Below are 24,200 nucleotides of genomic sequence, written 5' to 3'. Positions count from 1 at the left end.
TTTCTACGCTAAAACGTAGAATTGCAACAATTCACAGGGATACATCAATGCTCTATCAAATTCTTGCGCTACTTATTTGGAGCAGTTCATTAATCGTCGGTAAGCTCACTTATTCGATGATGGATCCTGTGCTTGTTGTGCAAGTGCGGTTAATTATTGCAATGATTATTGTCATGCCACTCTTTTTACGTCGTTGGAAAAAAATTGATAAATCAATGCGTAAACAGCTTTGGTGGTTGGCATTCTTTAACTATACCGCCGTATTTTTATTGCAATTCATCGGACTAAAATATACATCCGCCTCCAGTGCAGTCACCATGATTGGGTTAGAACCGCTGCTCGTTGTATTTGTCGGGCATTTCTTCTTTAAAGACAAAGCAAAATGGTTTCACTGGCTATTCGGTGCAATGGCATTTATTGGCGTGGCAATTTTAATTAATGGCGGAAAAAATAATGAAGTTGATAACATCAGTTTATTCGGCTGTTTATTAGTACTAAGTGCTGGGATCATTTTCGCTGCCGTATTACGTTGGACACAGCGAGTTGTTGCCAAAGTTTCAACGCAAGCCTATACCTCCGTCAGCATTGTACTTGGCACCATCACAACGTTGCCATTTACGCTATTACTCACAGAAAACTGGCAAATATCATTAAATTCTACGGGTATTGCAGGTTTATTATATCTTGCCATTGGCTGTAGCTGGCTTGCCTATTGGTTATGGAATAAAGGTCTTAATAGTGTGGATGCCAATATCTCTGGTGTTTTAGTCGCACTTGAACCGCTATTCGGCATCTTATTTGCCGTATCATTACTTGGTGAAACACTGTCATTTTCAGCCGCACTTGGCATAACAATCATCATGCTCGCCACACTTGGCTCGACTTTACTGCCGAAACTTTTAAAAAAATCGGTATAATATGCCCTCAAAATTTTGGATTATCATCATTGTGAAAAAAATTGATCAACAAAGTTTAGAAAATGCCTACCGTTTATTTGAAAGCGGTGATATTCATCAAATTGAAATTGGTTCAACAAAAGGGCTGCAACAAATTCATCATTACCTATTTAATGGTGTTTATGAATTTGCTGGTAAAATTCGTGAACAAAATATTTCAAAAGGTCATTTTCGTTTTGCTAATGCGCTTTATTTAAAAGAAGCATTAGGAAAAATAGAGCAAATGCCAGAAGATACTTTTGAAAATATTATTAATAAATATGTAGAAATGAATATTGCGCACCTTTTTTTAGAAGGTAATGGTCGTTCAACTCGCATTTGGTTAGATTTAGTTTTAAAGAAAAATTTAGGTAAAGTTGTCAATTGGTAAAATGTGGATAAAACTCAATACTTACAAGCAATGGAGCGTAGCCCAATTAACGATTTAGAAATTTGTTTTTTATTACAAGCGAATTTAACAGATGATGTAAATAACCGAGAAATTATTTTTAAAGGTATTGAGCAATCTTATTATTACGAAGGTTACGAGAAAGAATAAAGTGCGGTAAAAATACGCAAAATTTTGAAAGGAAAAAACAAATGGCTTGGGTTCAAATTCGCCTGAACAGCACCAATGAAAAAGCAGAACAAATAAGTGATTTTTTAGAAGAAATCGGATCCGTTTCTGTGACTTTTATGGATAGTCAAGATACCCCGATTTTTGAGCCTTTACCGGGCGAAACGCGTTTGTGGGGCAATACGGATGTAATTGCGCTATTTGATGCAGAAACAGATATGGCAGAAATCGTCCGCTTATTAAAAGAAGTAAAACACTTAGATAGCAATACGGCATACAAAATTGAACAAATAGAAGATAAAGACTGGGAGCGTGAATGGATGGATAACTTCTACCCAATGCAATTTGGTAAGCGTTTATGGATTTGTCCAAGTTGGTGTGATGTACCTGATGAAAATGCCGTCAATGTTATGCTCGATCCAGGTTTAGCATTTGGGACAGGCACGCATCCTACAACCGCACTATGTTTAGAATGGCTAGATGGCCTTGATTTAAAAGATAAAACCGTCATTGATTTTGGTTGTGGTTCAGGCATTTTAGCTATTGCCGCATTAAAACTTGGTGCAAAAAGTGCGGTGGGAATTGATATCGATCCACAAGCAATTCTAGCCAGTCGCAATAACGCCGAGCAAAATGGCGTTGCAGATCGCCTACAGCTGTTCTTATCTGATGAAAAACCCTCTGATTTAAAAGCTGATGTCGTGGTGGCAAATATTCTTGCTGGCCCACTCAAAGAACTTTACCCAATCATTAGCCAACTTGTTAAACCGAATGGCAATCTTGGTTTATCAGGCATTTTAGAAACTCAAGCTCAATTTGTCTGTGATACTTATGCACAAACATTCTTGTTAGAACCAGTTGCGGTAAAAGAAGAATGGTGTCGTATAACAGCTAAATGTGGTGATTAATTCATGATGGGGGTATATTTTGAACAGAACAGAACAGAACAGAACAGAACAGAACAGAACAGAACAGAACAGAACAGAACAGAACAGAACAGAACAGAACAGAACAGAACAGAACAGAACAGAACAGAACAGGACAAAAGTTGAATTTATAACAAAGGAACAATCATTTTATATAAGAGGTTGTGCGGTAATTTTGATGTTAATTCATCATCTTTTTACATTTTCAGACCGCATACCAAAAACGGCTGAAATAATTTGGCTATTTGGAGATAATCAATTTGAAGTTTCATTGGGAGCATGGGGTAAATATTGTGTTGCTATATTCTTATTTATAAGTGGATATGGCTATTCTTTTTCAAAAGATAAGCCTATGAAATATTATACCAATAAACTCGTTGCTCTTTATCGAACTGTTTTTATTATATTTTTAATATATATTCCAATTGATATTTATTTTAATGTGGAAAGGGTCGTGTCTGATCTTAGTTTGAAGTCTATTTTAATGAATTTAATAGGGTTTCATTTTAATTATAATGGAGAATGGTGGTTTTTATTTCCTTATGTTTTATTTGTTTTAATTACACCAATATTAAATAAATTTCGTTATTATTTAGCTTCTTTGTTTGCAGTTGGAATTATACTTCATAATATGCAGGGAAATGGAATTGTAGGGGAATTTTTCACTTGGTCTGTTGCCTATATACTTGGCTTTATTTTTGGCGTACTATCCCCAAAACTCGCTCACTTCAAATCTAATGCTATTATTTCCTTATTTTTATCTATAGTTTGTTATTTTATCATTAAATATGGAATGGATAATTTTGGGATTGAAAGTAGTTTGTTTCTTGTACCATTTGTGATTTTTATCATAAAAACATTATACAATATAATTCCGCTAATATTGCGTAAAGGTATTAGTAGCATAGGTAAAAAATGCCTAATAATTTGGCTTGTACATTCATTTTATTGTTATCATTTCGCTGGAGAATTTATATATTCTCCAAAATACTCAATTTTAATTCTACTTAATTTACTATTAATTTCATATTTAAGTGCAGTGTTGATTACGTTTATAGAGAAAAAACTTGTGATTGTTTTTGTTAAAATAAGAAATATTATTTTTCAGAAAGTTAATAAAGTCAGTACTATGTAGATAATCTTTTGTCAATCAAAAAAAGTGTATTTTTTAAACAAAATTCACTTTGCAAAGTAAGGCAAAATGCGTATTATAGCGAGCCTTGTCGGTTGTCGAGCAGTTCGATATAAATTAGATTTAGGCTTGCTAGGAAGGTAACGTAAAATGCGAATCGGTTCATACCAATTAAAAAATCGTGTTTTACTTGCACCAATGGCAGGTATTACCGACCAGCCTTTCCGCCGTCTTTGTGCATATTATGGTGCGGGGCTTACATTTTCAGAAATGATGTCCACAAATCCGCAAGTTTGGCATACCGAAAAATCCAAATTGCGTTTGGCACATAGCGAAGATTTAGGTCTCAATGCGGTGCAAATTGCAGGTAGTGATCCACTCGAGATGGCGCAAGCCGCTGCTATCAACGTGGAATATGGCGCTCAAATCATTGACATTAATATGGGATGCCCTGCCAAAAAAGTAAATCGCAAACTCGCAGGCTCTGCGTTGTTGCAATTTCCAGATTTGGTGGAAAAAATCTTGCGAGAAGTCGTGTCCGCCGTCAATGTGCCAGTGACCTTAAAAATTCGTACAGGCTGGGATAAATCTAATCGAAATTGCGTTCAAATCGGCAAAATTGCAGAACAATGTGGCATACAAGCATTAACGGTACACGGTCGTACACGCGCTTGTCTTTTTGAAGGCGAAGCGGAATATGACAACATTAAAGCCGTTAAACAAGCGATTGCTATACCAGTTATAGCTAATGGCGATATTGATTCTGCTCGGAAAGCAAAATTCGTTCTTGATTATACTGGAGCGGATGCCATTATGATCGGTCGTGCTGCCTTAGGTAACCCTTGGTTATTTCAAGCTGTGGAAAACCTAATTGAGCATAACTCGATAAGTCAAATGCCAAGTTTAAAAGAAAAGTGTGGTCAGATTTTGCGTCATATTCAAGAATTACATCAATTCTATGGCGAACAAAAAGGCTATCGCATTGCGCGTAAACACGTAGCTTGGTATTTACAGGGAATTCAACCTGATTCCGTTTTTAAACAGACTTTTAATGCAATTAGTGATCCGAAAGAGCAGCTCATTGTATTGGAAGATTTTTTCAATTTAATTTTGGATAAAGAAAAATGTTAGAACAACAACGTAATTCTGCCGATGCCTTAACGGTATCAGTATTAAATGCGCAATCACAAGTGACCAGCAAACCATTACGCGATTCAGTCAAACAAGCGTTGCGTAATTATTTAGCACAATTAGAAGGTCAAGATGTGAATGATCTTTACGAGCTAGTATTAGCGGAAGTTGAACACCCTATGTTAGATATGATTATGCAATATACTCGTGGTAATCAAACCCGTGCAGCAAATATGCTTGGTATCAACCGTGGTACATTACGTAAAAAATTAAAAAAATACGGTATGGGATAAGGCGATATTCTTTTATTAACAAAAAGATTGAATGTTTTTCATTCTATTTTAAAAATTAGCCCCAAGTAATTTGGGGCTAATTTATTATTACAATTTAAGATCTTCGATGTGCATTTTTCATAATGCGATCTTTTGTTACTTTCCATTCACGTTCTTTAATATCATCACGTTTATCCTGCTGTTTTTTACCTTTGGCTAAACCGATTTTGACTTTTGCCCACGCACTTTTCCAGTAAAGAGAAAGTGCAACTATGGTAAAACCGTCTCGGTTTGCTTTGCCAAATAGGGATGCTAATTCGCGTTTATTTAACAATAACTTACGAGTGCGAGTTGGATCACAAACAATATGCGTTGATGCAACATTTAATGGCTGAATGCTTGCGCCGAATAAAAAGGCTTCGCCATTTTTAAAAATAACATAACTATCACTAATATTTGCCTTGCCTGCGCGCATAGATTTGACTTCCCAGCCTTGTAATTCAAGACCGGCTTCAATTTCATCTTCAATAAAATAATCGTGTCTTGCACGTTTATTCAGTGCGATAGTATTTGAATTGGGTTTTACTTTTTTCTTTGTCATAATTTTATCCCTTATTTTGCCTGAGGCATTTTATCGGATCTCTATTTTGATAGCAAAAAGATCATCTAGGTAGAACTGGCAGTCGCATTTATTTTCAATCTTTAAAAATAAATGATTTGTAGAAAATAAGAGAAAAACTGACCGCACTTTTTAAGAAAAAACAGACACATTGTTGTGTCTGTTTGAGAGAGATAAAAAGATGAATTAAGTGTTAGCGATTTATATAGTGAATAAAGGATTATTCCAAACGTTTTGCCACTTTAAGCCAATCAGCCTTAAATACACGCTGCATATTATTAATGGCATCAATAATATCGTGATGAACGAGTTGTTCATTTTGGATACCTACGCAATAGCCGCCCTTGCCTTGTAGCAATAAATCTACTGCGTATGCGCCCATACGTGAGGCAAGAATACGGTCAAAAGCACAAGGAGAACCACCACGTTGAATATGCCCTAAAACAGTTGCGCGAGTTTCGTGACCTACGCGAGCTTCAATTTCTTTTGCCAGAGAATGAACATCAGTTAAAAGTTCAGTGATAGCAATAATAGCGTGGCGTTTACCGCGAATAATGCTACGTTCAATTTGTTGCATTAATTCTTCGCGATTAAATTCAATTTCTGATGCGACGATATATTCACAACCGCCAGCAATGCCCGCAGAAATGGTTAAGTCACTACAATGGCGACCCATAATTTCAACGATAGAAATACGTTGGTGTGAGCTTGATGTATCACGTAAACGGTCGATTGCATCCACTGCAGTTTGTAATGCGGTTTGATAACCGATGGTATAGTCAGTACCTGCAACATCATTATCAATAGTACCGGGTAAGCCAACACAAGGGAAACTATGTTCTTCGGTTAATAATTTTGCCCCCATATAAGAACCGTCACCACCGATAACCACAAGTGCATCAATGCCGTGAGAACGTAAAATTTCCGCACATTTTGCCCGAATATTAGGATCTTTAAATTCAGGAAAACGTGCAGAACCTAAAAAAGTACCGCCACGATTAATCACATCAGATACGCTATAGCGATTTAATTGTTTGATTTTATTATTGTATAAACCTTGATAACCGTCATAGATACCAAATACTTCTAAGCCTTCTGCAAGTGCAGAACGTACTACGCCACGAATTGCGGCATTCATACCAGGCGCATCGCCACCACTTGTTAAAACTGCAATTTTTTTAATCATAATTTACCTACTTTTAACCATAATTGAAAATGGGCATAAGATTACATCATTCAAAGAATCTGCTCTAGCAAAATTTGACGAGATTTTGATCTACATTATTTTTCACAAAACAGTTGCCATTTCAAATTTTGTAAATGCTTTCTTTCTATATCCACAATGTATTTTTGCAAATGTCGTTGTACTTTATTGACAGATAAATGTTTAGAGCGCATTGGTTGCTGTATTTTTTGCGAATATTGAAATTGCACAAAGCCACATTGGGACAATTGTCGTCCTTTCATCACATTGACTTGCCAAGATGGATTTTCTTTCGTTGGCGAATAGATAACATATCCATTTAATTCATTTGGATTGGTCGAATTTTTTGGAATAGCATCGAAATGGAAATCTTTTACGCCTGTATTGCGATAAATGCGTTCTCTTAATGCAATACGTTCTTTAATAGAACGTTCGGATTGATTGCGATCAAAGAGAATTTCAATTTCAGATTGCCAATTTTCCAGCGTATCTGGTTTAGCAATATACACATAGCGTGCAATGGTTTCGAAATCTTGGCTGCCAGTAAGTACATAATGTTTTCCATTATATTCTAACTGGGTAGGCACATTTAATTGCGTCAGCTTAGTTGCACAGCCTGAAAGTATAAGTGTGGTCAAAATAACAAAAATTTTATTCATTAATATCTCGCTTAAAGACAAATTCGGTTTCAGTGGAGGATGCTGAATCAAACCAATAACCACCTAAATCAAATTCTTTTAACTGTTCAATGTTGGTTAAACGATTTTGAATAAGATAACGGCACATTAAGCCTCGCGCTTTTTTCGCATAAAAACTAATTACTTTATATTTGCCATTTTTATTATCTAAGAAAATTGGCTTGATTATCTTGGCTTTAAGTTGGTTTTCTTTAACAGATTTATAATATTCATCAGAGGCTAAATTTATCAGAACATTATCGCCTTGTTCATCTATAGCTTGTTGAACCGCTTGGGTGATCACATTTCCCCAAAAGGCATACAGATCTTTTCCTTTCGGATTGGCTAATTTTGTCCCCATTTCTAATCGGTAAGGTTGCATTAAATCAAGTGGTTTTAAAAGCCCATAAAGACCAGAAAGCATACGTAAATGGGATTGCGCAAAAATGACATCATCTTCCGAAAGGGAAGCAGCATCTAAACCAGTATAAACATCGCCTTTAAATGCAAAGAGTGCAGGGCGGGAATTGTTTTCATTGTGAATTTTTGTCCATTCTGCAAAGCGTGCAGCATTTAAACCAGCCAACTTATCGCTGATAGACATTAATGATGAAAGATCTTGTGGAGAAAGTTTACGACAAACCTCAATAAGTTGTTCGCTGTAATCGGTAAAGTGCGGTTGAGAAACAGGAAAATTTTTTACCGCACTTTCAAAATCAAGAGTTTTCGCAGGGGAGATAATCGCTAACATAATCGTCCTTTTATGAAAAAAGAATGGGCGTATCTTAGCATAAAAATTTACACTAAACGCGTTTATATAACCCATTTTCACTCATGATGAGATCTTGCAACTCAAGATCGAGCAACTGAACAAGCAAAACATCGACGCTTAAATTAAATTCTTCCGCTAAATCATCAATGCTCACAGGCGTGTAACCAATACGCGAATAAAGTTTCGGGTGGCTTGGCGCTTCTAGTAATCGACGAGGATCAGGTGGTGGCATGTAATTAGGCACGGCGATCTGGTCAAAATCGATTTCAGTTTGGCTATGGATAGAATGTTGGTAAAGGGTTTCCAAAATATCTTTAGCATTTTCTACTAACATTGCACCTTGTTTAATTAGGCGATGACAACCTTGACTTGATTCATTTTGAATGTTTCCCGGCACAGCAAAAACCTCTCGGTTTTGTTCCAACGCATATCGCGCAGTAATAAGCGAGCCGCTTTTTTCTGTGGCTTCAACAACAAGCGTGCCGACTGAAAGCCCGCTAATAATCCGATTACGACGTGGGAAATTAGCGGCAATGGGCGCTTGGTTTGGTAAGAATTCAGAGACTAATGCGCCATTATTTTCGATGATTTGTGCCGATAATCTTTGATGTTTAGAGGGATAGATTTGTTCTAATCCACTGCCTAAAACCGCAATAGTTTGTCCTTGAATATTGACTACAGCTTGATGGCAATGTCCATCAATTCCTAATGCAAGTCCACTAGTAATCGTAAAGCCAGCTAATGAAAGTTCTGTCGCAAAATGTTTTGCCCAATATTCTCCGTAAGTCGTGCAATAACGGCTTCCAACCATTGCCATTTGGCGTTGTGAAAGTGCGGTTAAATTTCCTTTTACAAATAATAGTGGCGGAAAACTTGCGGTTTGTTTCAACAAAAAGGGATAAAAAGGGGAAAAATAATTCACTAAATGATTTCCCTCTTTTTGTGACCACACAAGTGCAGGCTCAATAAATTTTGCTTCAGGCTTGAACCAACGGCGAATTTGAATGGCTCCCCACCCCATTTGTCGGAAAGCAACATCATCATAATTAAGTAATTCATTTAAGGTAATATTGGACAAAATTTTATCAATGCCAACGCCGCCAAGTTTAGGTACTTGCATTAAACGGAGTAATGTGTAGGTAATGTCATTCATATTTTTTCCTTTTTATTTGAAAATCTAGTATGGAAAAAACGAGGGAGAGAAACGATTAATTTAAAATCATTTTGCGATGCAGATCGCAAAAGTTCTTTTTAATGAATAAAAAATTGCAAAATTTTTCTTATTTTGAAAATGTAAAAAATCCAATAAGAAAAATTTGTTGATTAGGATTGTATTGGTTAAATATGCTGATTTTATTAAGTTTATTAGTTAAATGTATATTTTATGAAGTGTAAGTAGGTTTATTTTTAATATAAAATGCCAAAAAAATAGTTTGACAGCCAGTTTTTTTATTCGTAATATGGAAAACGTTTTACACAGAAGGATTTTTATTTATGTTTCGTATTGTTTCCTTATCTCTCAACCTACTGCTCTCACATTTTGTGTGCGGCTAAGTTGTGGATAAAAAAACAGTCAGATGTAAATACCCAATTTTAAACCCGCACTTTATAAGTTGCGGGTTTTTTATCTAAAAAATACAGGAAAAACGCACCGCACTTTTGGCGTGATTTTAGAGGAACTTTTAGTAAGGACATTTAGTAAGGACATTGTTATGACAGATCGCGTTATTATTTTTGATACCACTTTGCGTGATGGGGAACAGGCGTTAAAAGCAAGTTTGACGGTAAAAGAAAAATTACAGATCGCTTTAGCACTTGAACGCTTAGGTGTGGATGTAATGGAAGTGGGGTTTCCTGTTTCTTCTCAAGGGGATTTTGAATCTGTTCAAACCATTGCGCGCCATATTAAAAACGCTCGTGTTGCCGCGTTATCTCGAGCCGTAGATAAAGACATTGATGCCGCATACGAAGCCTTAAAAGTGGCAGAAGCATTCCGTATTCATACGTTTATTGCAAGTTCCGCATTGCACGTTGAAGCGAAATTAAAACGTTCTTTTGATGATGTGGTAGGAATGGCAGTTGCAGCAGTGAAACGAGCACGTAATTATACGGATGATGTTGAGTTTTCTTGCGAAGATGCAGGCCGTACAGGCATTGACAATATCTGTCGTATTGTTGAAGCGGCAATTAATGCGGGGGCAACTACGGTAAATATTCCCGATACAGTCGGTTTTTGCTTACCAAATGAATACGGCAATATCATTGCTCAAGTGCGTAATTGCGTACCGAATATTGATAAAGCAGTGATTTCCGTGCATTGCCACAATGACTTAGGTATGGCAACCGCTAATTCTTTAACGGCAGTACAAAATGGTGCGCGCCAAATTGAATGTACCATTAATGGAATTGGCGAACGTGCGGGCAATACTTCCCTTGAAGAAGTGGTTATGGCAATGAAAGTGCGTCAGGATTTTATGGGTGTGGATACCCGTATTAATACCCAAGAAATTCACCGTGTCAGCCAAATGGTAAGCCAACTTTGCAATATGCCGATTCAGCCGAATAAAGCCATTGTGGGTTCAAATGCTTTTGCCCATTCTTCTGGTATCCATCAAGATGGTATGTTGAAAAACAAAAATACCTACGAAATTATGTCTCCGGAAACCATCGGTTTGAAAAAAGAAAAATTGAATTTAACCGCACGTTCTGGTCGTGCAGCTGTGAAAGGTCATATGGCAGATATGGGCTATAACGAACAAGATTACGATTTGGATAAATTGTATGACGAGTTCTTAAAATTGGCGGATAAAAAAGGTCAAGTGTTTGATTATGATTTGGAAGCATTGGCGTTTATCGATATGCAGCAAGGGGATGAAGATCGTTTGGTATTAGATAAACTTTCGGCACACTCCACCAAAGAATATCCAGCAACTGCGTTTGTTCAATTGAAGTTGGATGGCGAAAAATTAAGTACGTCTTCAATTGGCGGTAATGGCCCAGTGGATGCGGTTTATAACGCCATCTTAAATTTAACGGGTTTAGAAATCAAAATGTCTCACTATAACTTAACTGCTAAAGGCGAGGGCGCAGAAGCATTAGGGCAAGTGGATATTGTGGTAGAACACAAAGGGCGTAAATTCCACGGCGTCGGTTTAGCGACAGACATTGTTGAATCTTCCGCACTTGCTTTAGTCCACGCCATCAATGCCATTTATCGAGCGCATAAAGTGGCAGATATTAAGAATCATAAACAGCATTAATTTATCGAGTTCCCCTTTTTAGCAAAGAGGGGAAAAATACAAAAAAACTAACCGCACTTTTGAAGTAAAAAATAGGAAAAACAATATGCAATCATACAATATAGCAGTATTAGCAGGCGATGGTATTGGCCCCGAAGTCATGGCGGAAGCCATTAAGGTATTAAACAGAGTTCAAGAAAAATTTGGTTTTAAACTTAACTTTAACGAGTTTTATGTGGGCGGTGCGGCTATTGATCATTGTGGTTATCCGTTACCAGCAGAAACCTTAAAAGGCTGTGATCAAGCGGATGCCATTTTATTTGGTTCTGTAGGTGGTCCTAAATGGACAAATTTACCACCAGATCAACAGCCAGAACGCGGCGCATTATTGCCTTTGCGTAAACATTTCAAATTATTCTGTAATCTTCGTCCTGCAACCCTTTATAAAGGCTTGGAAAAATTCTGTCCATTACGTGCAGATATTGCCGCAAAAGGTTTTGATATGGTGGTGGTGCGTGAATTAACGGGCGGGATTTATTTCGGTCAGCCTAAAGGTCGTGAGGGGGATGGCGCACAAACCAAAGCATTTGATACGGAAGTGTATTACAAATATGAAATCGAACGCATTGCACGTGCGGCTTTTGAGGCAGCAATGAAACGCAATAAAAAAGTCACTTCTGTAGATAAAGCGAACGTATTACAGTCTTCTATTTTATGGCGTGAAACTGTGACAGAAATGGCAAAAGAATATCCAGAAGTGACTTTAGAGCATATCTATATCGACAATGCCACCATGCAGTTAATTAAATCACCTGAATCTTTTGATGTTTTACTTTGCTCTAATATTTTCGGCGATATTATTTCTGATGAAGCGGCGATGATCACTGGTTCTATGGGAATGTTGCCATCTGCCAGCTTAAATGAAGAGGGTTTTGGTTTATACGAGCCTGCAGGCGGTTCTGCCCCTGATATTGCAGGCAAAGGCATTGCCAACCCAATCGCACAAATTCTTTCTGCGGCAATGATGTTGCGTTATAGCTTCAACTTAAACGAAGCAGCAGATGCCATTGAAAGTGCGGTTCAAAAAGTCTTGGCAAGTGGTCATCGCACCGCCGATTTAGCTGATACTTCCACACCAGTTTCTACTGCAGAAATGGGTACATTGATTACACAAGCAATTTAATACTTGCCTTCCTCCGTTTACGGGGGAAGATGCCCGAAGCGCGGAAGGGGGCAATCTCCCCCCTTAGTTATTTAGAAATATCCCCAATAAACAGGGGGGACAAAGTATTTAAAGTGCGGTTGAAAAACACATCGAATTTTAACTGCACTTCCCTTAACGAATAGAGAAAAATATTATGGCAAAAACACTTTACGAAAAATTATTTGATTCACACATTGTGTATGAAGCAGAGGGCGAAACGCCAATTTTGTATATTAACCGTCATTTGATTCACGAAGTAACCAGCCCGCAGGCCTTTGATGGGTTACGCGTCGCAAATCGCCAAGTGCGCCAAGTGAATAAAACTTTCGGCACAATGGATCACAGCATTTCCACCCAAGTACGAGATGTCAATAAACTTGAAGGTCAAGCGAAAATTCAAGTGTTAGAATTGGATAAAAATACCAAAGCAACAGGTATTAAATTATTTGATATAACAACCAAAGAGCAAGGTATTGTACACGTTATGGGGCCAGAACAAGGTTTAACCTTACCCGGTATGACAATTGTTTGTGGCGATTCACACACCGCAACGCACGGCGCATTTGGTGCCTTGGCTTTTGGTATTGGCACTTCTGAAGTAGAGCACGTATTAGCCACTCAAACTTTAAAACAGGCTCGCGCAAAAAGTATGAAAATTGAAGTGCATGGTAAAGTCGCATCAGGTATTACGGCAAAAGATATTATTCTTGCCATTATCGGCAAAACTACGATGGCAGGCGGTACAGGACACGTTGTAGAATTCTGCGGCGAAGCGATCCAAGACCTTTCTATGGAGGGGCGTATGACCGTCTGTAATATGGCAATTGAAATGGGTGCAAAAGCAGGCTTGATTGCGCCAGATGAAACCACATTTGCATATTTGAAAGATCGTCCACACGCGCCGAAAGGCAAAGATTGGGAGGATGCCGTTGCTTATTGGAAAACCTTAAAATCTGACGATGATGCACAATTTGACACTGTGGTAACGCTAGAAGCAAAAGACATCGCACCACAAGTCACTTGGGGGACAAACCCTGGGCAGGTAATTTCTGTGAATGAAACCATACCAAATCCGCAAGAGATGGCAGATCCTGTACAACGTGCTTCAGCGGAAAAAGCCTTACATTATATTGGCTTGGAAGCTGGTACTAATTTAAAAGATATTAAAGTTGATCAAGTGTTCATCGGATCTTGCACCAACTCGCGCATTGAAGATTTACGTGCAGCAGCGGCAGTGATGAAGGGGCGCAAAAAAGCGGATAACGTAAAACGTATTTTAGTTGTCCCAGGTTCTGGTTTAGTGAAAGAACAAGCGGAAAAAGAGGGCTTGGATAAAATCTTTATTGCCGCAGGTGCAGAATGGCGTAATCCAGGTTGTTCAATGTGTTTAGGAATGAACGACGACCGTTTAGGCGAATGGGAACGCTGTGCTTCCACTTCAAACCGTAACTTTGAAGGGCGTCAAGGTCGTAATGGACGTACCCATTTAGTAAGCCCTGCAATGGCAGCGGCAGCAGGAGTGTTCGGTAAATTTGTTGATATTCGTGACGTAACATTAAACTAAGGCTCAAAAGAGGAAAAAGAAAAATGGCAGGATTTAAACAACTTTCAGGCTTAGTCGTACCATTGGATGCGGCAAATGTAGATACCGATGCAATTATTCCAAAACAATTTTTACAAGCCATTACCCGCGTAGGTTTCGGCAAACACTTATTCCACGAATGGCGTTATCTTGATGTGGACGGCACCAAGCCAAATCCAGAATTTGTCTTAAATTATCCGCAATATCAAGGTGCAACAATTTTGTTGGCGCGTAAAAACCTTGGCTGTGGTTCTTCTCGTGAACACGCCCCTTGGGCATTAGCCGATTACGGTTTTAAAGTAATGATCGCCCCAAGTTTTGCAGATATTTTCTATAACAATAGCTTAAATAATCATATGTTACCGATTCGTTTAAGCGAAGAAGAAGTAGAAGAAATCTTCCAATGGGTATGGGCAAATGAAAGCAAGCAAATCCACGTAGATTTAGAAGCGATGACGGTCACTGTAGGGGATAAAGTTTATACTTTTGAGCTTGATGAATTCCGTCGCCATTGTTTGCTAAACGGTTTAGATAATATCGGCTTAACTCTTCAGCACGAAGACAAAATCTCAGCATATGAGAAAAATATTCCAGCGTTTTTACGTTAAAAATAAAAAATGCGCTGATTTTTCACCGCACTTAATCACTGAATTTCATTCAAAAATAAAGCCCTGTAATACACAGGGCTTTGTTGTTTATAACGTTAATTCAAACAGGCTTATTAAAAACTAAAACTTAGTTTTAATTCTGCAGTTTTTTGTTTTTCCGCTTGTTTCGCTTTTGTTAATCCGCCTATTAGACTTAATTTCACATTATGATATTTCAATTTAAGTCCTGCGTTATATTGCTGTTGGTTTTCCACGTTGTAAGCAAAATCATATTGATTTACATTAATTTTTCCGCTGCCTTGATTTGCATCATATCGAGCAGACAAAATTGGCGTAACGGAAAACTCGCCTAAGTGATAAGTATAACTTAAATCAACTTGAGCAAAGGCTGTTTTGACAGATATTGGATTTACTTTAATGCGATCTTGATCTAATGCAAAATTAGCGTTTGATAAATAGCTATAACGCACACCTACTATTGGCGTAATACCAAAATTGCCAAGATTAAATGCTTTGCCTGCGGTTAAACCAAATTGTGCAGTATGGCGAGCAAATTTCGCATTATTATTGGTTTGTAGGTTGCTTTGGAACTTGCCGTAGCCTAAATCCACCGCTAAATACCAATGATTATCCGCATAATATTTAGAATAGAAATTAACTTGTGCTAGAGTATTTTTACTGCTTGCCTTATCAAAGTTGTTACTATTGCGAACATAAGTAAACACGCCACCTAACTGAACATTGTTTGAGATTGTTTGATCCCAACCAAGTTGAGTTTGCGTACTTTTAGAACTAAAACGACGATATTGACTTGAGGAATAATTTTCGTTCATTGAAGTATTAGATACCCAAACGTTATATTGCCCCTCGTTATTCATTTCTAACTGGCTAATATGTTGAGAAACTGCTTTCCCCACATTTAATGCAACAAATTGTGCTTTTGCCATTGCATCAGAAATTACCGCATTTGTGTTTGTACTTGTGAGATTGCTCAATGGCATTGCAGAACGATCGCTGCCACTTGTAACAGTTGGTTTCGAGCGAACACTTCTTCTACTTCTACGATTTGGCTTACTGCTTTTTGAATTATCAGCTACTGTTGTTTCATCAGTAGAAGTTGCTGTTGCTTCTTCAGCAGAAGTCACTTTAGGCTGGCTAATACTTCTTCTACGTCTATTATTTGGCTTATTACTGCTTTCTGAATTATCAGCTATTGTTGTTTTTTCAGTAGAAGTTACCGTTGTTTTTTCAGTAGAAGTTACCGTTGTTTCTTCAGTAGAAGTCTCTTGAGGCTGGCTAATACTTCTTTTACGTCTACTCTTTGGCTCACTGCTTTTTGAATTAACCGCAGGTTGAGTTGTATTCTCTGGATTTTCCACTACAGAGTTTCCAGTGTTTACTGTTGTGCTTTCTGTCACAGGTCGTTCAGCTTTTGTGCTTGAATTCTCTGTTGGTTTAACAGATGTTGAATTATTTGCTACAGAATTATCCGCAACAGTATTCGCTTCAGGCTGACGATCATCTTCGGTCGTAGCCACAGTTTCCGTTTTTGGTTTATCGGATTTTTCAGCAGTTTCTTTAATTGCGGTTGCAGATCCAGTATTTATTGAATTCTCTGGTGCAGGTTGTTCAGTGCTTACTGTTGCACTTGGTTGTGTTTGCGGTTGAGCTTCTGCATTATTAACAGTCGGAACCTTTTCACTTTCAAGCTCTGCTTGCGGTTGAACAGTTTCAGACTGTTCCTGTTTCGGAGACACTTGAGAAGTCACTTTAGGGGCTTCTTGAGTTTTCTCTGTTTCTACTTTAGCCGTTTTCTCTGTTTCTGTTGGTTGAGAAACTTTCTTTTCTGCTTGATTTTCTGATACTACAGGCGTTACAGGTTCAGCGTTAGTTTTTTCATTTGGTTGAGTTTCTTCCGCTGGTTTACTGTTTGGCGAAGTTGCCTCTGCCGCAGCAACAGTTGTCGGCTGTGTTTGCGGTTGAGCTTGAACTTGAGTTTCTTCTACTTTCGTATCAGTTGAAACTTTTTCAGGAGCAGGTTCTGCTTGTTTCGGAGACGCTTGAGAAGCCATTTGAGGGGCTTCTTGAATTTCATCTTTTTCTACTGTAGCCGTTTCTTCTGTTCTTGGTTCACTACTTGTCAGACCATTTTCCACTGCTGTTTCTTCAGTAGAATTTATTTCAGGTTGGCGAGCAGTTTCAGTCGTTTGAGTTTCCTCGGTTTCACTTCCACTTTGAGCCACTTCATTTGTTTGAGTGTTAGCTTCTACACTTGGTTTAGCTTCTTGTGCAACTTCTCCATTTTGAGCTGTTGTCTCGGTTGCGTCTTGCTCGTTTTTCGCTATTGTTTTACTTTCTTGCGGACTATTTTCTGACACTGTTTCAGTTGTCTCTGATGGTGTAGCAGGCGCAGGTAGTGGAACTGGTGCTTCAACACGGGCTATTTCTTCATTGTTACTTGGTACGCTAGGTGCATCAGCTTGCATATTATTAGGTGTTGCAATACTTGGCGTATCGACAGTTGTTAGGTTTCTTTTTTCTACCTCTGGGTTATACAAATCGTAACGTCCATCAGTTTCTTTCAAAGTGTAGCTCCAAGCACCTCGATCAACTTTGCCATTTGCTAATGTTACTTTTAAATCATTTCTTGTAGCTTTTGAAGCATCAAAAATCGTGAGTTCATTTTTTGTAGGTTCGCCAGTTTTATCTGCCACTTGTAATGTAAAGTTACCTGTGGCGGATTTGGTTACAACAACTTTGTCATTTTTATTATTGGTAAAATCAACCCAATAATAGAAAGAACCGTTACCTGATAAGCTATTCAGAGTGAGCGTGTTATATTTTGTCACATTGTTTGAATTGTCTGCTGAATTTAAATGAATATGCCCCTTGTCTAAATTTAATTGATTAACATTGCTATCGCCTGTTAAATACCAATGGCTATTTTCGGTTAAACGCACTTGGCTATTTCCCGTGCTGCTAATTGTGCCGAATAAGTTAGCTTTGCCTAAGGTAAAGCTTGCACTTTCGGTTAAGTTTACATTACCGCGCAAATTAGTTGGATTAAAACTATTGAGTGCTTTTGTAGATAAAGTACCATTATGGCAAGTCACATAGCCCGTATAGTCAGAACGTACACAAACGGTATCGCCTGTTTTATAGCCGATATGAACTTGTGCTTTATTAGAAGCTGTGATATTTGAAGTAATGTTTGCAACATTGCGACCTGAATAAAGGGTTGCGTTATTGGTTACATTAATATTTGTTGCTTTAAAATTGCGGTTAATCCAGTCATCTTCTACTACCACTTCATTATTTTCAGCAAAGTGAGGATCTTTATTTGTCGAAGAAATACCTGCAATATTTCTTGCGTGCGGTGTTGGTCTGCCTGAAAGGAATAAGGTGCCTTTTTCAACTTTTAATTCACCATTAAGGTTTGTACCGCCTGTTAATAAAAAGCGATTTTGATCGGTTTTGCCACTAAAGGTAACGTTTAATTTGCCGTTTTGATCTGCCTTATTTTCTTCCTCGCCAAAATAACCGTTAAAGCCATTCATACGCTCGTTGTTGATATGGTTCATTACATTTTTTTGAGCGTCTAGTTTCTCAGTTCCCATATATAGCCAACTATCATTGCTTTCTCCTCTGTTTTGAGGAAATTCTGAGCGAATGCTAGCACCTTTTTTTAACGCATAATAAGTTCTATTTTCTTCATTAAAATAGAGTTGGTATCCATATTGTATTTGTCGAAAGGTATAATAAGGAGCATCTTCATCTCGTGGTTTTACATAATATATAGAAACCGTATTTGGATCTGTAATCAAATTATCCCCAGTAATTGTTACAGTAGAGGATTTACTGGTATTGTGATTAACTAATCTAGCCCCCTCATCAATATTTCTAATGTGATCAAATTTAAGTGAATTACCATTTAAATCTAATCGACCGCCTCTAAAACCAAAGTAAATTGAATTTGGATCTACTTGCTTATCATCATTAAGTACAACAGTTGAGCGACCACTCACTATACCTACTTGTGAAAAGGCTTGAACTTTATTATTGGCATCAGCTTGTTGTTTTAAGATAACAGTACCGTCACCTACTTTAAGCAATCCTTTATTTTCTCCCTTTCCTTCTACAATTAATGTTCCTTTGCCGATTTTAGCTAAACGATCAGATTGTGGGTTATGTACTTTCCATGTTACTGTTTTTCCATCAGCAACAGAAACGCCCGCTCCTTTCCAAGTGGTACTATCAGAAGTGCCTTTAACTTCATAATCTCCTTCAAAGAACAAGCCACCTGCACCTTGATCGATATTATTATTTAAGGTAAGAGTACCACTTCCTCTAAGAATCACACTTTTTCCGTGATTGTTCTTCTTAGAGTCAGTATCCTGACTACTATCGAATAAATCAACATTTAGAGATTCAGAACCATTAGAAATAACGCTTGTTTTGCCAGTAGGATTCCAATTGTATTGGGTGTTAGAACCAGTTAAAGAACCTGCACTATATTGTTGATAAATTTTTTCTGCAAATTCAGGTTTATAAATATTCCATTCTTGCCAAGATTTTTTGTTATAACCTGCCCAAAAATCATAAGACCCAAGAAAAAGCCATTTTCCTTTTTCTCTATCATATACAAATAATGGGGAGCCACTGTCGCCTAAAACAGCATAATTGGTAAGAGGATCTTGAGATAATATTCCTTTTGGATCGCTGTGTTCCTCTTTTGAATTGCCAAAACCAATTAGTCCATTATTTTCGTGGTTTACTTTATAAGGCGTACCTGCAATACCATAGGTATAGGCATCGCCCACCAATTTAAGATTATTGCCTCCAACCTCATGATTATTTAAAATTAAGCTGTAATTATCTCCTTTTTTATAAATAAATTGACTACCACTTCCTAGTCTTACAAAAGCAGGATATTTATTCTGATCATTATATGTGCCAGCATCACTACTTGCAGTTGAAGCCTCTATTGGTGCAACTTCGGTAACAAATTTATCAAGACGTGGCATATAGTAGTCTTCACGGCGTTTTTGAGTTTGATCTTCCGTAGTTACTGCTTTTCCATTCAATTTAGTTGGATACTCATTTTTCTCAACGGAAAAATATCTATTTTCTTCTGAAGATACATCTCGGTGTGCCTTGGCATTGCCATTATTCATATTGCCGTTTAAGTTACCAAAATGTAGTTCACTCACGCCGTTACTAACGTGTTTTACACCTACTACATATTGTGGATTTATCAATGTGGCAATGCGTTTATCTACATCCACAACACTAAAATCAATCATCGGAATGCCATTAGGTAAAGCATTGCCTAAAGAGTGGTTATCTTTATCTCTCACTTCCACATTTGTTGCACCAACAGAAAATCTCCCTTTATTTTCTGCAAAATCACGAAATATTTGATAATCCACATCGTCTCTCACTAACGCGGCTTCTGTATAAGGGGTTAATGCGTAGGCGACAGTAAGCGCAATAAAATTGAGTTTGAATTTTTTATTTAGCATAGAAGCTGTCCTTATTAATTAAGTTTAAAAAGTAGATTTGATAGGACACAATTTGATATACGGTTACAAGTTGATTCAAATCTTGGCTGTGTTGCGTCGATAGTTTGCAAGTTGTCTTCATTTTTATAATGAGCGAGCTTTATAGCATAAATCACTCAAAACTTGAATTACATTTACGAGGTAATGATAATAATTTTTGATATTTTTTAAAAAATTGGCGTATTTTCCACCGCACTTTTGGCTAATTTAAGGCGTTAATGATGCCATTATGAACAGAAAACATTTTTTTATTTTCCACTTGCATTTCTTTTAGTTGTCTTTGCGTAATGGCGGTAACAAACACTTGTGAACCGCTTTGTTGTAATCGTTCTGCCAACAAGGCACGTTTGTATTGATCTAATTCCGAGGCAAAATCATCGATCAAAAAAATACAATGGCGTTGCTTTTCTTTCATTAAATGCTCGCCCTGCGCTAGTCTTAATGCACACATTAAAAGTTTAAGTTGTCCACGAGAAAGCACATCTTCAACAGGCAATCCTTGTGCTTTGAAACGAAAATCCGCTTTTTGAGGGCCAGCAAAGGTGTAATTTAAGGCACGATCTCGTTCAAAATTTTGTTGAAGAATTTCATAATAATCAGCATTTTTTTCCCACCCTTGATGAAAGCTGACATTAATTTCTAATTCAGGCAGAAAAAGTTGGCAAGTTTGCTCAATTTCAGGGCTCAGTGCTTCTGCATATTCGGCACGCCATTGACTTACTTGATGGGCAAGTTTAGCAAGTTCAACGTCCCAAATTTTTATGGCAGAGTAAGGCTGATTTTGTGCAAGGGCGGCATTTCGTTGTTTGAGTAATCGATTGAGATTGCTCCAAGCGGAATAGAAACTTGTTTGGTGATGGAATAATCCCCAATCTAAAAACGCGCGGCGATAACTTGGCCCGCCGTTGAGTAAGGTTAAGCCCTCTGGCGTGATTAATTGCATTGGCAAAAGATGAGCAAGATCGGAAATTTTATTGCCATCTTCGCCGTTAATTTTTACTAAGGTGTTGCCTTGACGAAGTTTTTGTAAGCCGACAGACCATTGATGTTGGCTTTCTTGGATTTGTCCAAATAGGGTAAAGTGCGGTTCGTCGTAAGAAATGATGCGATTTGTGACCGCACTTTTAAATGAACGTCCGTGACCAAGATAAAAAATAGCTTCTAATAAGCTGGTTTTTCCGCTGCCGTTGTTGCCGATTAAAAAGTTAAAGCAGGGATCAAAATCAAGATCCACTGCTGTTAAATTACGAAATTTTTCGACCAGTAAACGAGAAATCGCCATATTATAAACGCATTGGCATAATGACGTATTCGCAGCTGCTGTCTTCACAGTTTTCAATTAAGCAACTGGAGAACGCATCAGTTAAGCACATTCGCACTTGATTACATTTAAGTGTATTCAGCACATCAAGAATATAGGTTACATTAAAGCCCACTTCTAATTCTTCGCCATTGTAATTGACATCGACAATTTCTTCTGCTTCTTCGTGTTCTGTATTTGAGGCAGTAATTTTAAGCTGGTTTTCCTTTAAACTTAAACGTACGCTGCGTGCGCGTTCATTAGATAAAATAGACGCACGAACAAAAGCCTGTTTCAGCATTTCCCAATTGCCTTCGACAATTTTTGTGGCATTACGAGGCAATACTCGGCGATAGTCAGGAAAGCGACCATCAATTAATTTTGATGTAAATACTGTGTTTTTTAAATGGACACGTAAATTGTTGGTGCCAATTTGTAAACGTGCTGGTTCATCGTTTGTTTCTAATAAACGAACAAGTTCTAACACGCCTTTACGCGGTAAAATCACAGAATGATTTTGTAATTCTTGTTCAAGTGAGATAGTACAGACCGCAAGTCTATGACCATCTGTTGCCACAGTTCGCAATAAATTGCCCTCTGTTTCAAACTTCATACCATTTAAGAAATAGCGCGCATCTTGGTTTGCCATAGAAAATTGAGTGGCTTCAATTAAACGGCGTAAGGTATTTTGCGGTAGTTCAAAATCCACTTCAGACTGCCAATCTGTGAGGTTGGGATATTCTTCGGCAGGTTGGGTTGTTAGTGTAAAACGGCTACGCCCAGACTGCACTAATGCACGATCTTGTTCAAAAGTCACTGTAATTTCTGACTCATCAGATAAAGTGCGGCAAATATCTAAGAATTTTTTTGCTGGAATGGTAAAAGTGCCATTTTCAGAAGATGATGAAAGCTGAGTTTGACTAGAGAGTTCAACTTCTAAATCTGTCCCTGTGATAGTCAGACGATTGTCTTCAATTTGCAATAATACGTTGTTTAATACAGGAATATTTGGGCGATTACTCAATACGCCACATACTTGTTGCAACGGTTTTAATAAATTTTCTCTTGAAATACTAAATTGCATTACGTTCTCCTTTTATGCGGACAAAGTGCGGATCAAATTCGCCCAATCTTCTTGAATGCTATTGTCTTGCTCACGGAATTTTGGTACTTCTCGGCAAGCGTTTAATACGGTCGTGTGATCACGGTCAAAGGCACGACCGATTTCAGGCAAACTGCGATTTGTTAATTCTTTTGCTAAGGCCATAGCAATTTGGCGTGGACGAGTCACTGAACGTGCACGACTTTTTGATTTTAAATCTGAAACCTTAATTCGATAATATTCAGCCACCACTTTTTGAATATTTTCAATGGTAACCAAGCGTTCTTGCAGAGCCAAAATATCTTTTAAGGTATCTCGCACGAAATCAATATCAATATCGCCACCTTTGAAGTCTTGCATTGCTTTCACTCGATTTAATGCACCCTCAAGTTCACGCACGTTGGTACGCAAGCGTTGAGCAATGAAGAAAGCGACTTCTTCTGGCAAGTTCATATTATGTTCTTCCGCTTTTTTCAATAAAATCGCTACACGGGTTTCAAGATCGGGCGGCTCAATGGCTGTTGTTAAGCCCCAGCCAAAACGTGATTTTAAACGTTCTTCAATTTTTTCAATTTCTTTAGGATAACGATCCGAAGTTAAGATAATTTGGCGACCCGTTTCAAACAAGTTATTGAAAATATGGAAGAATTCTTCTTGGGTTTTTTCTTTTTCAGCGAAAAATTGAATGTCATCCACTAAAAGCGCATCAAGAGAACGATAGAATTTTTTGAACTGATCCATTTTATTATCACGCACAGCTTTTATCATATGTTGCATAAAGTTGTTGGCGTGAATATAAAGCACTCGCGCATTCGGTTTATCGGCTAAAATGCCGTTGCCAATAGCGTGTAACAAGTGAGTTTTCCCTAAACCAGTGCCGCCATATAAAAAGAAAGGATTGGCTGATGGTTCGCCTGGTGCTTGAGCAAGTTTTTGACCGACTGCGCGTGCGAGTTGGTTCGATTTACCTTCAACAAAGTTATCAAATAAGTGTTTAGTATTGAGATGAGATTCAAATTTTACTGAAGCACTAGATTCAGCTTGAAAATCTACCGCACTTTCTGTTTTAGGCGTGTCACTTGGTGCATTTTCTACTACTTTAGGTGCAGGCTTGACCCCTTCCTTTAAAGAAATACGCAGTTCAGGATTTTGTGCAAGTGTTTGACAAATTTGCTGGATTTGTGCGAGATAATGGGTTTCCACCCAACCTTTCACAAACATATTAGAAGCATATAAAACAATGTGGTTATCCGCCACCACATCAGCCTGTAAAGGACGAAGCCAAGTGCTAAGATCGCTGGCTGAAACTTGATCTTGAAGTTGTAACAGGCAACTTTGCCAAAGATTTGAGAGATTCAC

At 37.9% G+C, this 24,200-nt stretch carries 18 protein-coding genes and 1 pseudogene; 10 read left to right on the top strand and 9 right to left on the bottom strand.

Translation table 11 applies throughout. From position 1 onward, the window contains the following. The first annotated feature begins 47 nt into the window (after positions 1 to 47). The 6 genes and pseudogenes from DQN49_RS00095 to fis all read left to right on the top strand — a co-directional run bounded on the left by DQN49_RS00095 (position 48) and on the right by fis (position 4,994). The gene (locus DQN49_RS00095; RefSeq protein WP_006995622.1) at positions 48 to 917 is read left to right on the top strand and encodes a DMT family transporter; all 870 of its coding nucleotides are present in this window, start codon (positions 48 to 50) and stop codon (positions 915 to 917) included. A 31-nt stretch (positions 918 to 948) separates the two neighbouring features. Continuing rightward, positions 949 to 1,494: pseudogene (gene fic / locus DQN49_RS00090) on the top strand (protein adenylyltransferase Fic). Positions 1,495 to 1,535: 41 nt separating this feature from the next. Further along, on the top strand, positions 1,536 to 2,420 hold the full coding sequence (gene prmA / locus DQN49_RS00085) for a 50S ribosomal protein L11 methyltransferase (protein WP_006995625.1): 885 nt from the start codon (positions 1,536 to 1,538) through the stop codon (positions 2,418 to 2,420). 19 nt (positions 2,421 to 2,439) lie between these two features. Next, positions 2,440 to 3,573, top strand: coding sequence for an acyltransferase family protein (locus DQN49_RS00080; protein WP_050789035.1), 1,134 nt, complete (start codon positions 2,440 to 2,442; stop codon positions 3,571 to 3,573). A gap of 147 nt (positions 3,574 to 3,720) precedes the next feature. Then, positions 3,721 to 4,701, top strand: coding sequence for a tRNA dihydrouridine synthase DusB (gene dusB, locus DQN49_RS00075; RefSeq protein WP_006995627.1), 981 nt, complete (start codon positions 3,721 to 3,723; stop codon positions 4,699 to 4,701). After that, a complete protein-coding gene (fis, locus tag DQN49_RS00070; RefSeq protein ID WP_006995628.1) occupies positions 4,695 to 4,994 on the top strand; it encodes a DNA-binding transcriptional regulator Fis in 300 nt (99 codons plus the stop codon). The genes dusB and fis overlap by 7 nt, the downstream gene beginning before the upstream one ends. A gap of 94 nt (positions 4,995 to 5,088) precedes the next feature. Here fis and smpB read toward each other — a convergent pair whose 3' ends face one another. From smpB to dprA, 5 genes are all read right to left on the bottom strand, one after another. Next, positions 5,089 to 5,574, bottom strand: coding sequence for an SsrA-binding protein SmpB (gene smpB / locus DQN49_RS00065; RefSeq protein ID WP_005647965.1), 486 nt, complete (start codon positions 5,572 to 5,574; stop codon positions 5,089 to 5,091). A gap of 238 nt (positions 5,575 to 5,812) precedes the next feature. Beyond that, entirely contained in the window at positions 5,813 to 6,778 is a 966-nt protein-coding gene (gene pfkA, locus DQN49_RS00060; RefSeq protein ID WP_006995629.1) for a 6-phosphofructokinase, read from the bottom strand. A 95-nt stretch (positions 6,779 to 6,873) separates the two neighbouring features. Next, positions 6,874 to 7,455 carry a hypothetical protein gene (locus tag DQN49_RS00055; protein WP_006995630.1) on the bottom strand — a complete coding sequence of 194 codons (582 nt, stop codon included), beginning with the start codon at positions 7,453 to 7,455 and terminating at the stop codon, positions 6,874 to 6,876. Then, complete coding sequence (gene yaaA / locus DQN49_RS00050) at positions 7,448 to 8,224, bottom strand: peroxide stress protein YaaA (RefSeq protein ID WP_013527264.1); 777 nt, start codon at positions 8,222 to 8,224, stop codon at positions 7,448 to 7,450. The genes DQN49_RS00055 and yaaA overlap by 8 nt, the downstream gene beginning before the upstream one ends. Positions 8,225 to 8,276: 52 nt before the next feature. Then, positions 8,277 to 9,398: a DNA-processing protein DprA gene (dprA, locus tag DQN49_RS00045; RefSeq protein WP_006995632.1), complete on the bottom strand. Its 1,122-nt coding sequence runs from the start codon at positions 9,396 to 9,398 to the stop codon at positions 8,277 to 8,279. A gap of 559 nt (positions 9,399 to 9,957) precedes the next feature. On the opposite strand from dprA, the gene leuA reads away from it, so the two are divergent. The 4 genes from leuA (at position 9,958) to leuD (ending at position 14,878) form a co-directional block, all read left to right on the top strand. Continuing rightward, positions 9,958 to 11,505: a 2-isopropylmalate synthase gene (gene leuA / locus DQN49_RS00040; protein ID WP_013527262.1), complete on the top strand. Its 1,548-nt coding sequence runs from the start codon at positions 9,958 to 9,960 to the stop codon at positions 11,503 to 11,505. Between the two features lie 85 nt (positions 11,506 to 11,590). Further along, positions 11,591 to 12,667 (top strand): 3-isopropylmalate dehydrogenase, encoded by a 1,077-nt coding sequence (leuB, locus tag DQN49_RS00035; protein WP_006995634.1) that lies wholly within the window; start codon positions 11,591 to 11,593, stop codon positions 12,665 to 12,667. A gap of 175 nt (positions 12,668 to 12,842) precedes the next feature. Continuing rightward, positions 12,843 to 14,252: a 3-isopropylmalate dehydratase large subunit gene (gene leuC / locus DQN49_RS00030; protein WP_006995635.1), complete on the top strand. Its 1,410-nt coding sequence runs from the start codon at positions 12,843 to 12,845 to the stop codon at positions 14,250 to 14,252. 23 nt (positions 14,253 to 14,275) lie between these two features. Continuing rightward, entirely contained in the window at positions 14,276 to 14,878 is a 603-nt protein-coding gene (gene leuD, locus DQN49_RS00025; protein ID WP_005664229.1) for a 3-isopropylmalate dehydratase small subunit, read from the top strand. A 113-nt stretch (positions 14,879 to 14,991) separates the two neighbouring features. On the opposite strand, the gene DQN49_RS00020 is transcribed toward leuD, so the two are convergent. The 4 genes from DQN49_RS00020 to dnaA all read right to left on the bottom strand — a co-directional run bounded on the left by DQN49_RS00020 (position 14,992) and on the right by dnaA (position 24,200). After that, the gene (locus DQN49_RS00020) at positions 14,992 to 20,400 is read right to left on the bottom strand and encodes a S6 family peptidase (protein WP_006995636.1); all 5,409 of its coding nucleotides are present in this window, start codon (positions 20,398 to 20,400) and stop codon (positions 14,992 to 14,994) included. A 241-nt stretch (positions 20,401 to 20,641) separates the two neighbouring features. Continuing rightward, complete coding sequence (recF, locus tag DQN49_RS00015; RefSeq protein WP_006995637.1) at positions 20,642 to 21,721, bottom strand: DNA replication/repair protein RecF; 1,080 nt, start codon at positions 21,719 to 21,721, stop codon at positions 20,642 to 20,644. 1 nt (position 21,722) lies between these two features. Beyond that, complete coding sequence (dnaN, locus tag DQN49_RS00010; protein WP_006995638.1) at positions 21,723 to 22,823, bottom strand: DNA polymerase III subunit beta; 1,101 nt, start codon at positions 22,821 to 22,823, stop codon at positions 21,723 to 21,725. A gap of 12 nt (positions 22,824 to 22,835) precedes the next feature. Beyond that, positions 22,836 to 24,200, bottom strand: coding sequence for a chromosomal replication initiator protein DnaA (gene dnaA / locus DQN49_RS00005; RefSeq protein WP_006995639.1), 1,365 nt, complete (start codon positions 24,198 to 24,200; stop codon positions 22,836 to 22,838).

Source organism: Haemophilus aegyptius, from assembly GCF_900475885.1.
Lineage (GTDB): Bacteria > Pseudomonadota > Gammaproteobacteria > Enterobacterales > Pasteurellaceae > Haemophilus > Haemophilus influenzae.
Note: the sequence above shows the minus strand (reverse complement) of the source record. Positions and strands in the feature narration are given on the sequence as shown.

Coding starts and splice junctions, on each gene's coding strand:
- DQN49_RS00095 (WP_006995622.1), top strand. CDS start 48: ATGCTCTATCAAATTCTTGCGCTACTTATTTGGAGCAGTTCATTAATC.
- prmA (WP_006995625.1), top strand. CDS start 1,536: ATGGCTTGGGTTCAAATTCGCCTGAACAGCACCAATGAAAAAGCAGAA.
- dusB (WP_006995627.1), top strand. CDS start 3,721: ATGCGAATCGGTTCATACCAATTAAAAAATCGTGTTTTACTTGCACCA.
- fis (WP_006995628.1), top strand. CDS start 4,695: ATGTTAGAACAACAACGTAATTCTGCCGATGCCTTAACGGTATCAGTA.
- smpB (WP_005647965.1), bottom strand. CDS start 5,574: ATGACAAAGAAAAAAGTAAAACCCAATTCAAATACTATCGCACTGAAT.
- pfkA (WP_006995629.1), bottom strand. CDS start 6,778: ATGATTAAAAAAATTGCAGTTTTAACAAGTGGTGGCGATGCGCCTGGT.
- DQN49_RS00055 (WP_006995630.1), bottom strand. CDS start 7,455: ATGAATAAAATTTTTGTTATTTTGACCACACTTATACTTTCAGGCTGT.
- yaaA (WP_013527264.1), bottom strand. CDS start 8,224: ATGTTAGCGATTATCTCCCCTGCGAAAACTCTTGATTTTGAAAGTGCG.
- dprA (WP_006995632.1), bottom strand. CDS start 9,398: ATGAATGACATTACCTACACATTACTCCGTTTAATGCAAGTACCTAAA.
- leuA (WP_013527262.1), top strand. CDS start 9,958: ATGACAGATCGCGTTATTATTTTTGATACCACTTTGCGTGATGGGGAA.
- leuB (WP_006995634.1), top strand. CDS start 11,591: ATGCAATCATACAATATAGCAGTATTAGCAGGCGATGGTATTGGCCCC.
- leuC (WP_006995635.1), top strand. CDS start 12,843: ATGGCAAAAACACTTTACGAAAAATTATTTGATTCACACATTGTGTAT.
- leuD (WP_005664229.1), top strand. CDS start 14,276: ATGGCAGGATTTAAACAACTTTCAGGCTTAGTCGTACCATTGGATGCG.
- DQN49_RS00020 (WP_006995636.1), bottom strand. CDS start 20,400: ATGCTAAATAAAAAATTCAAACTCAATTTTATTGCGCTTACTGTCGCC.
- recF (WP_006995637.1), bottom strand. CDS start 21,721: ATGGCGATTTCTCGTTTACTGGTCGAAAAATTTCGTAATTTAACAGCA.
- dnaN (WP_006995638.1), bottom strand. CDS start 22,823: ATGCAATTTAGTATTTCAAGAGAAAATTTATTAAAACCGTTGCAACAA.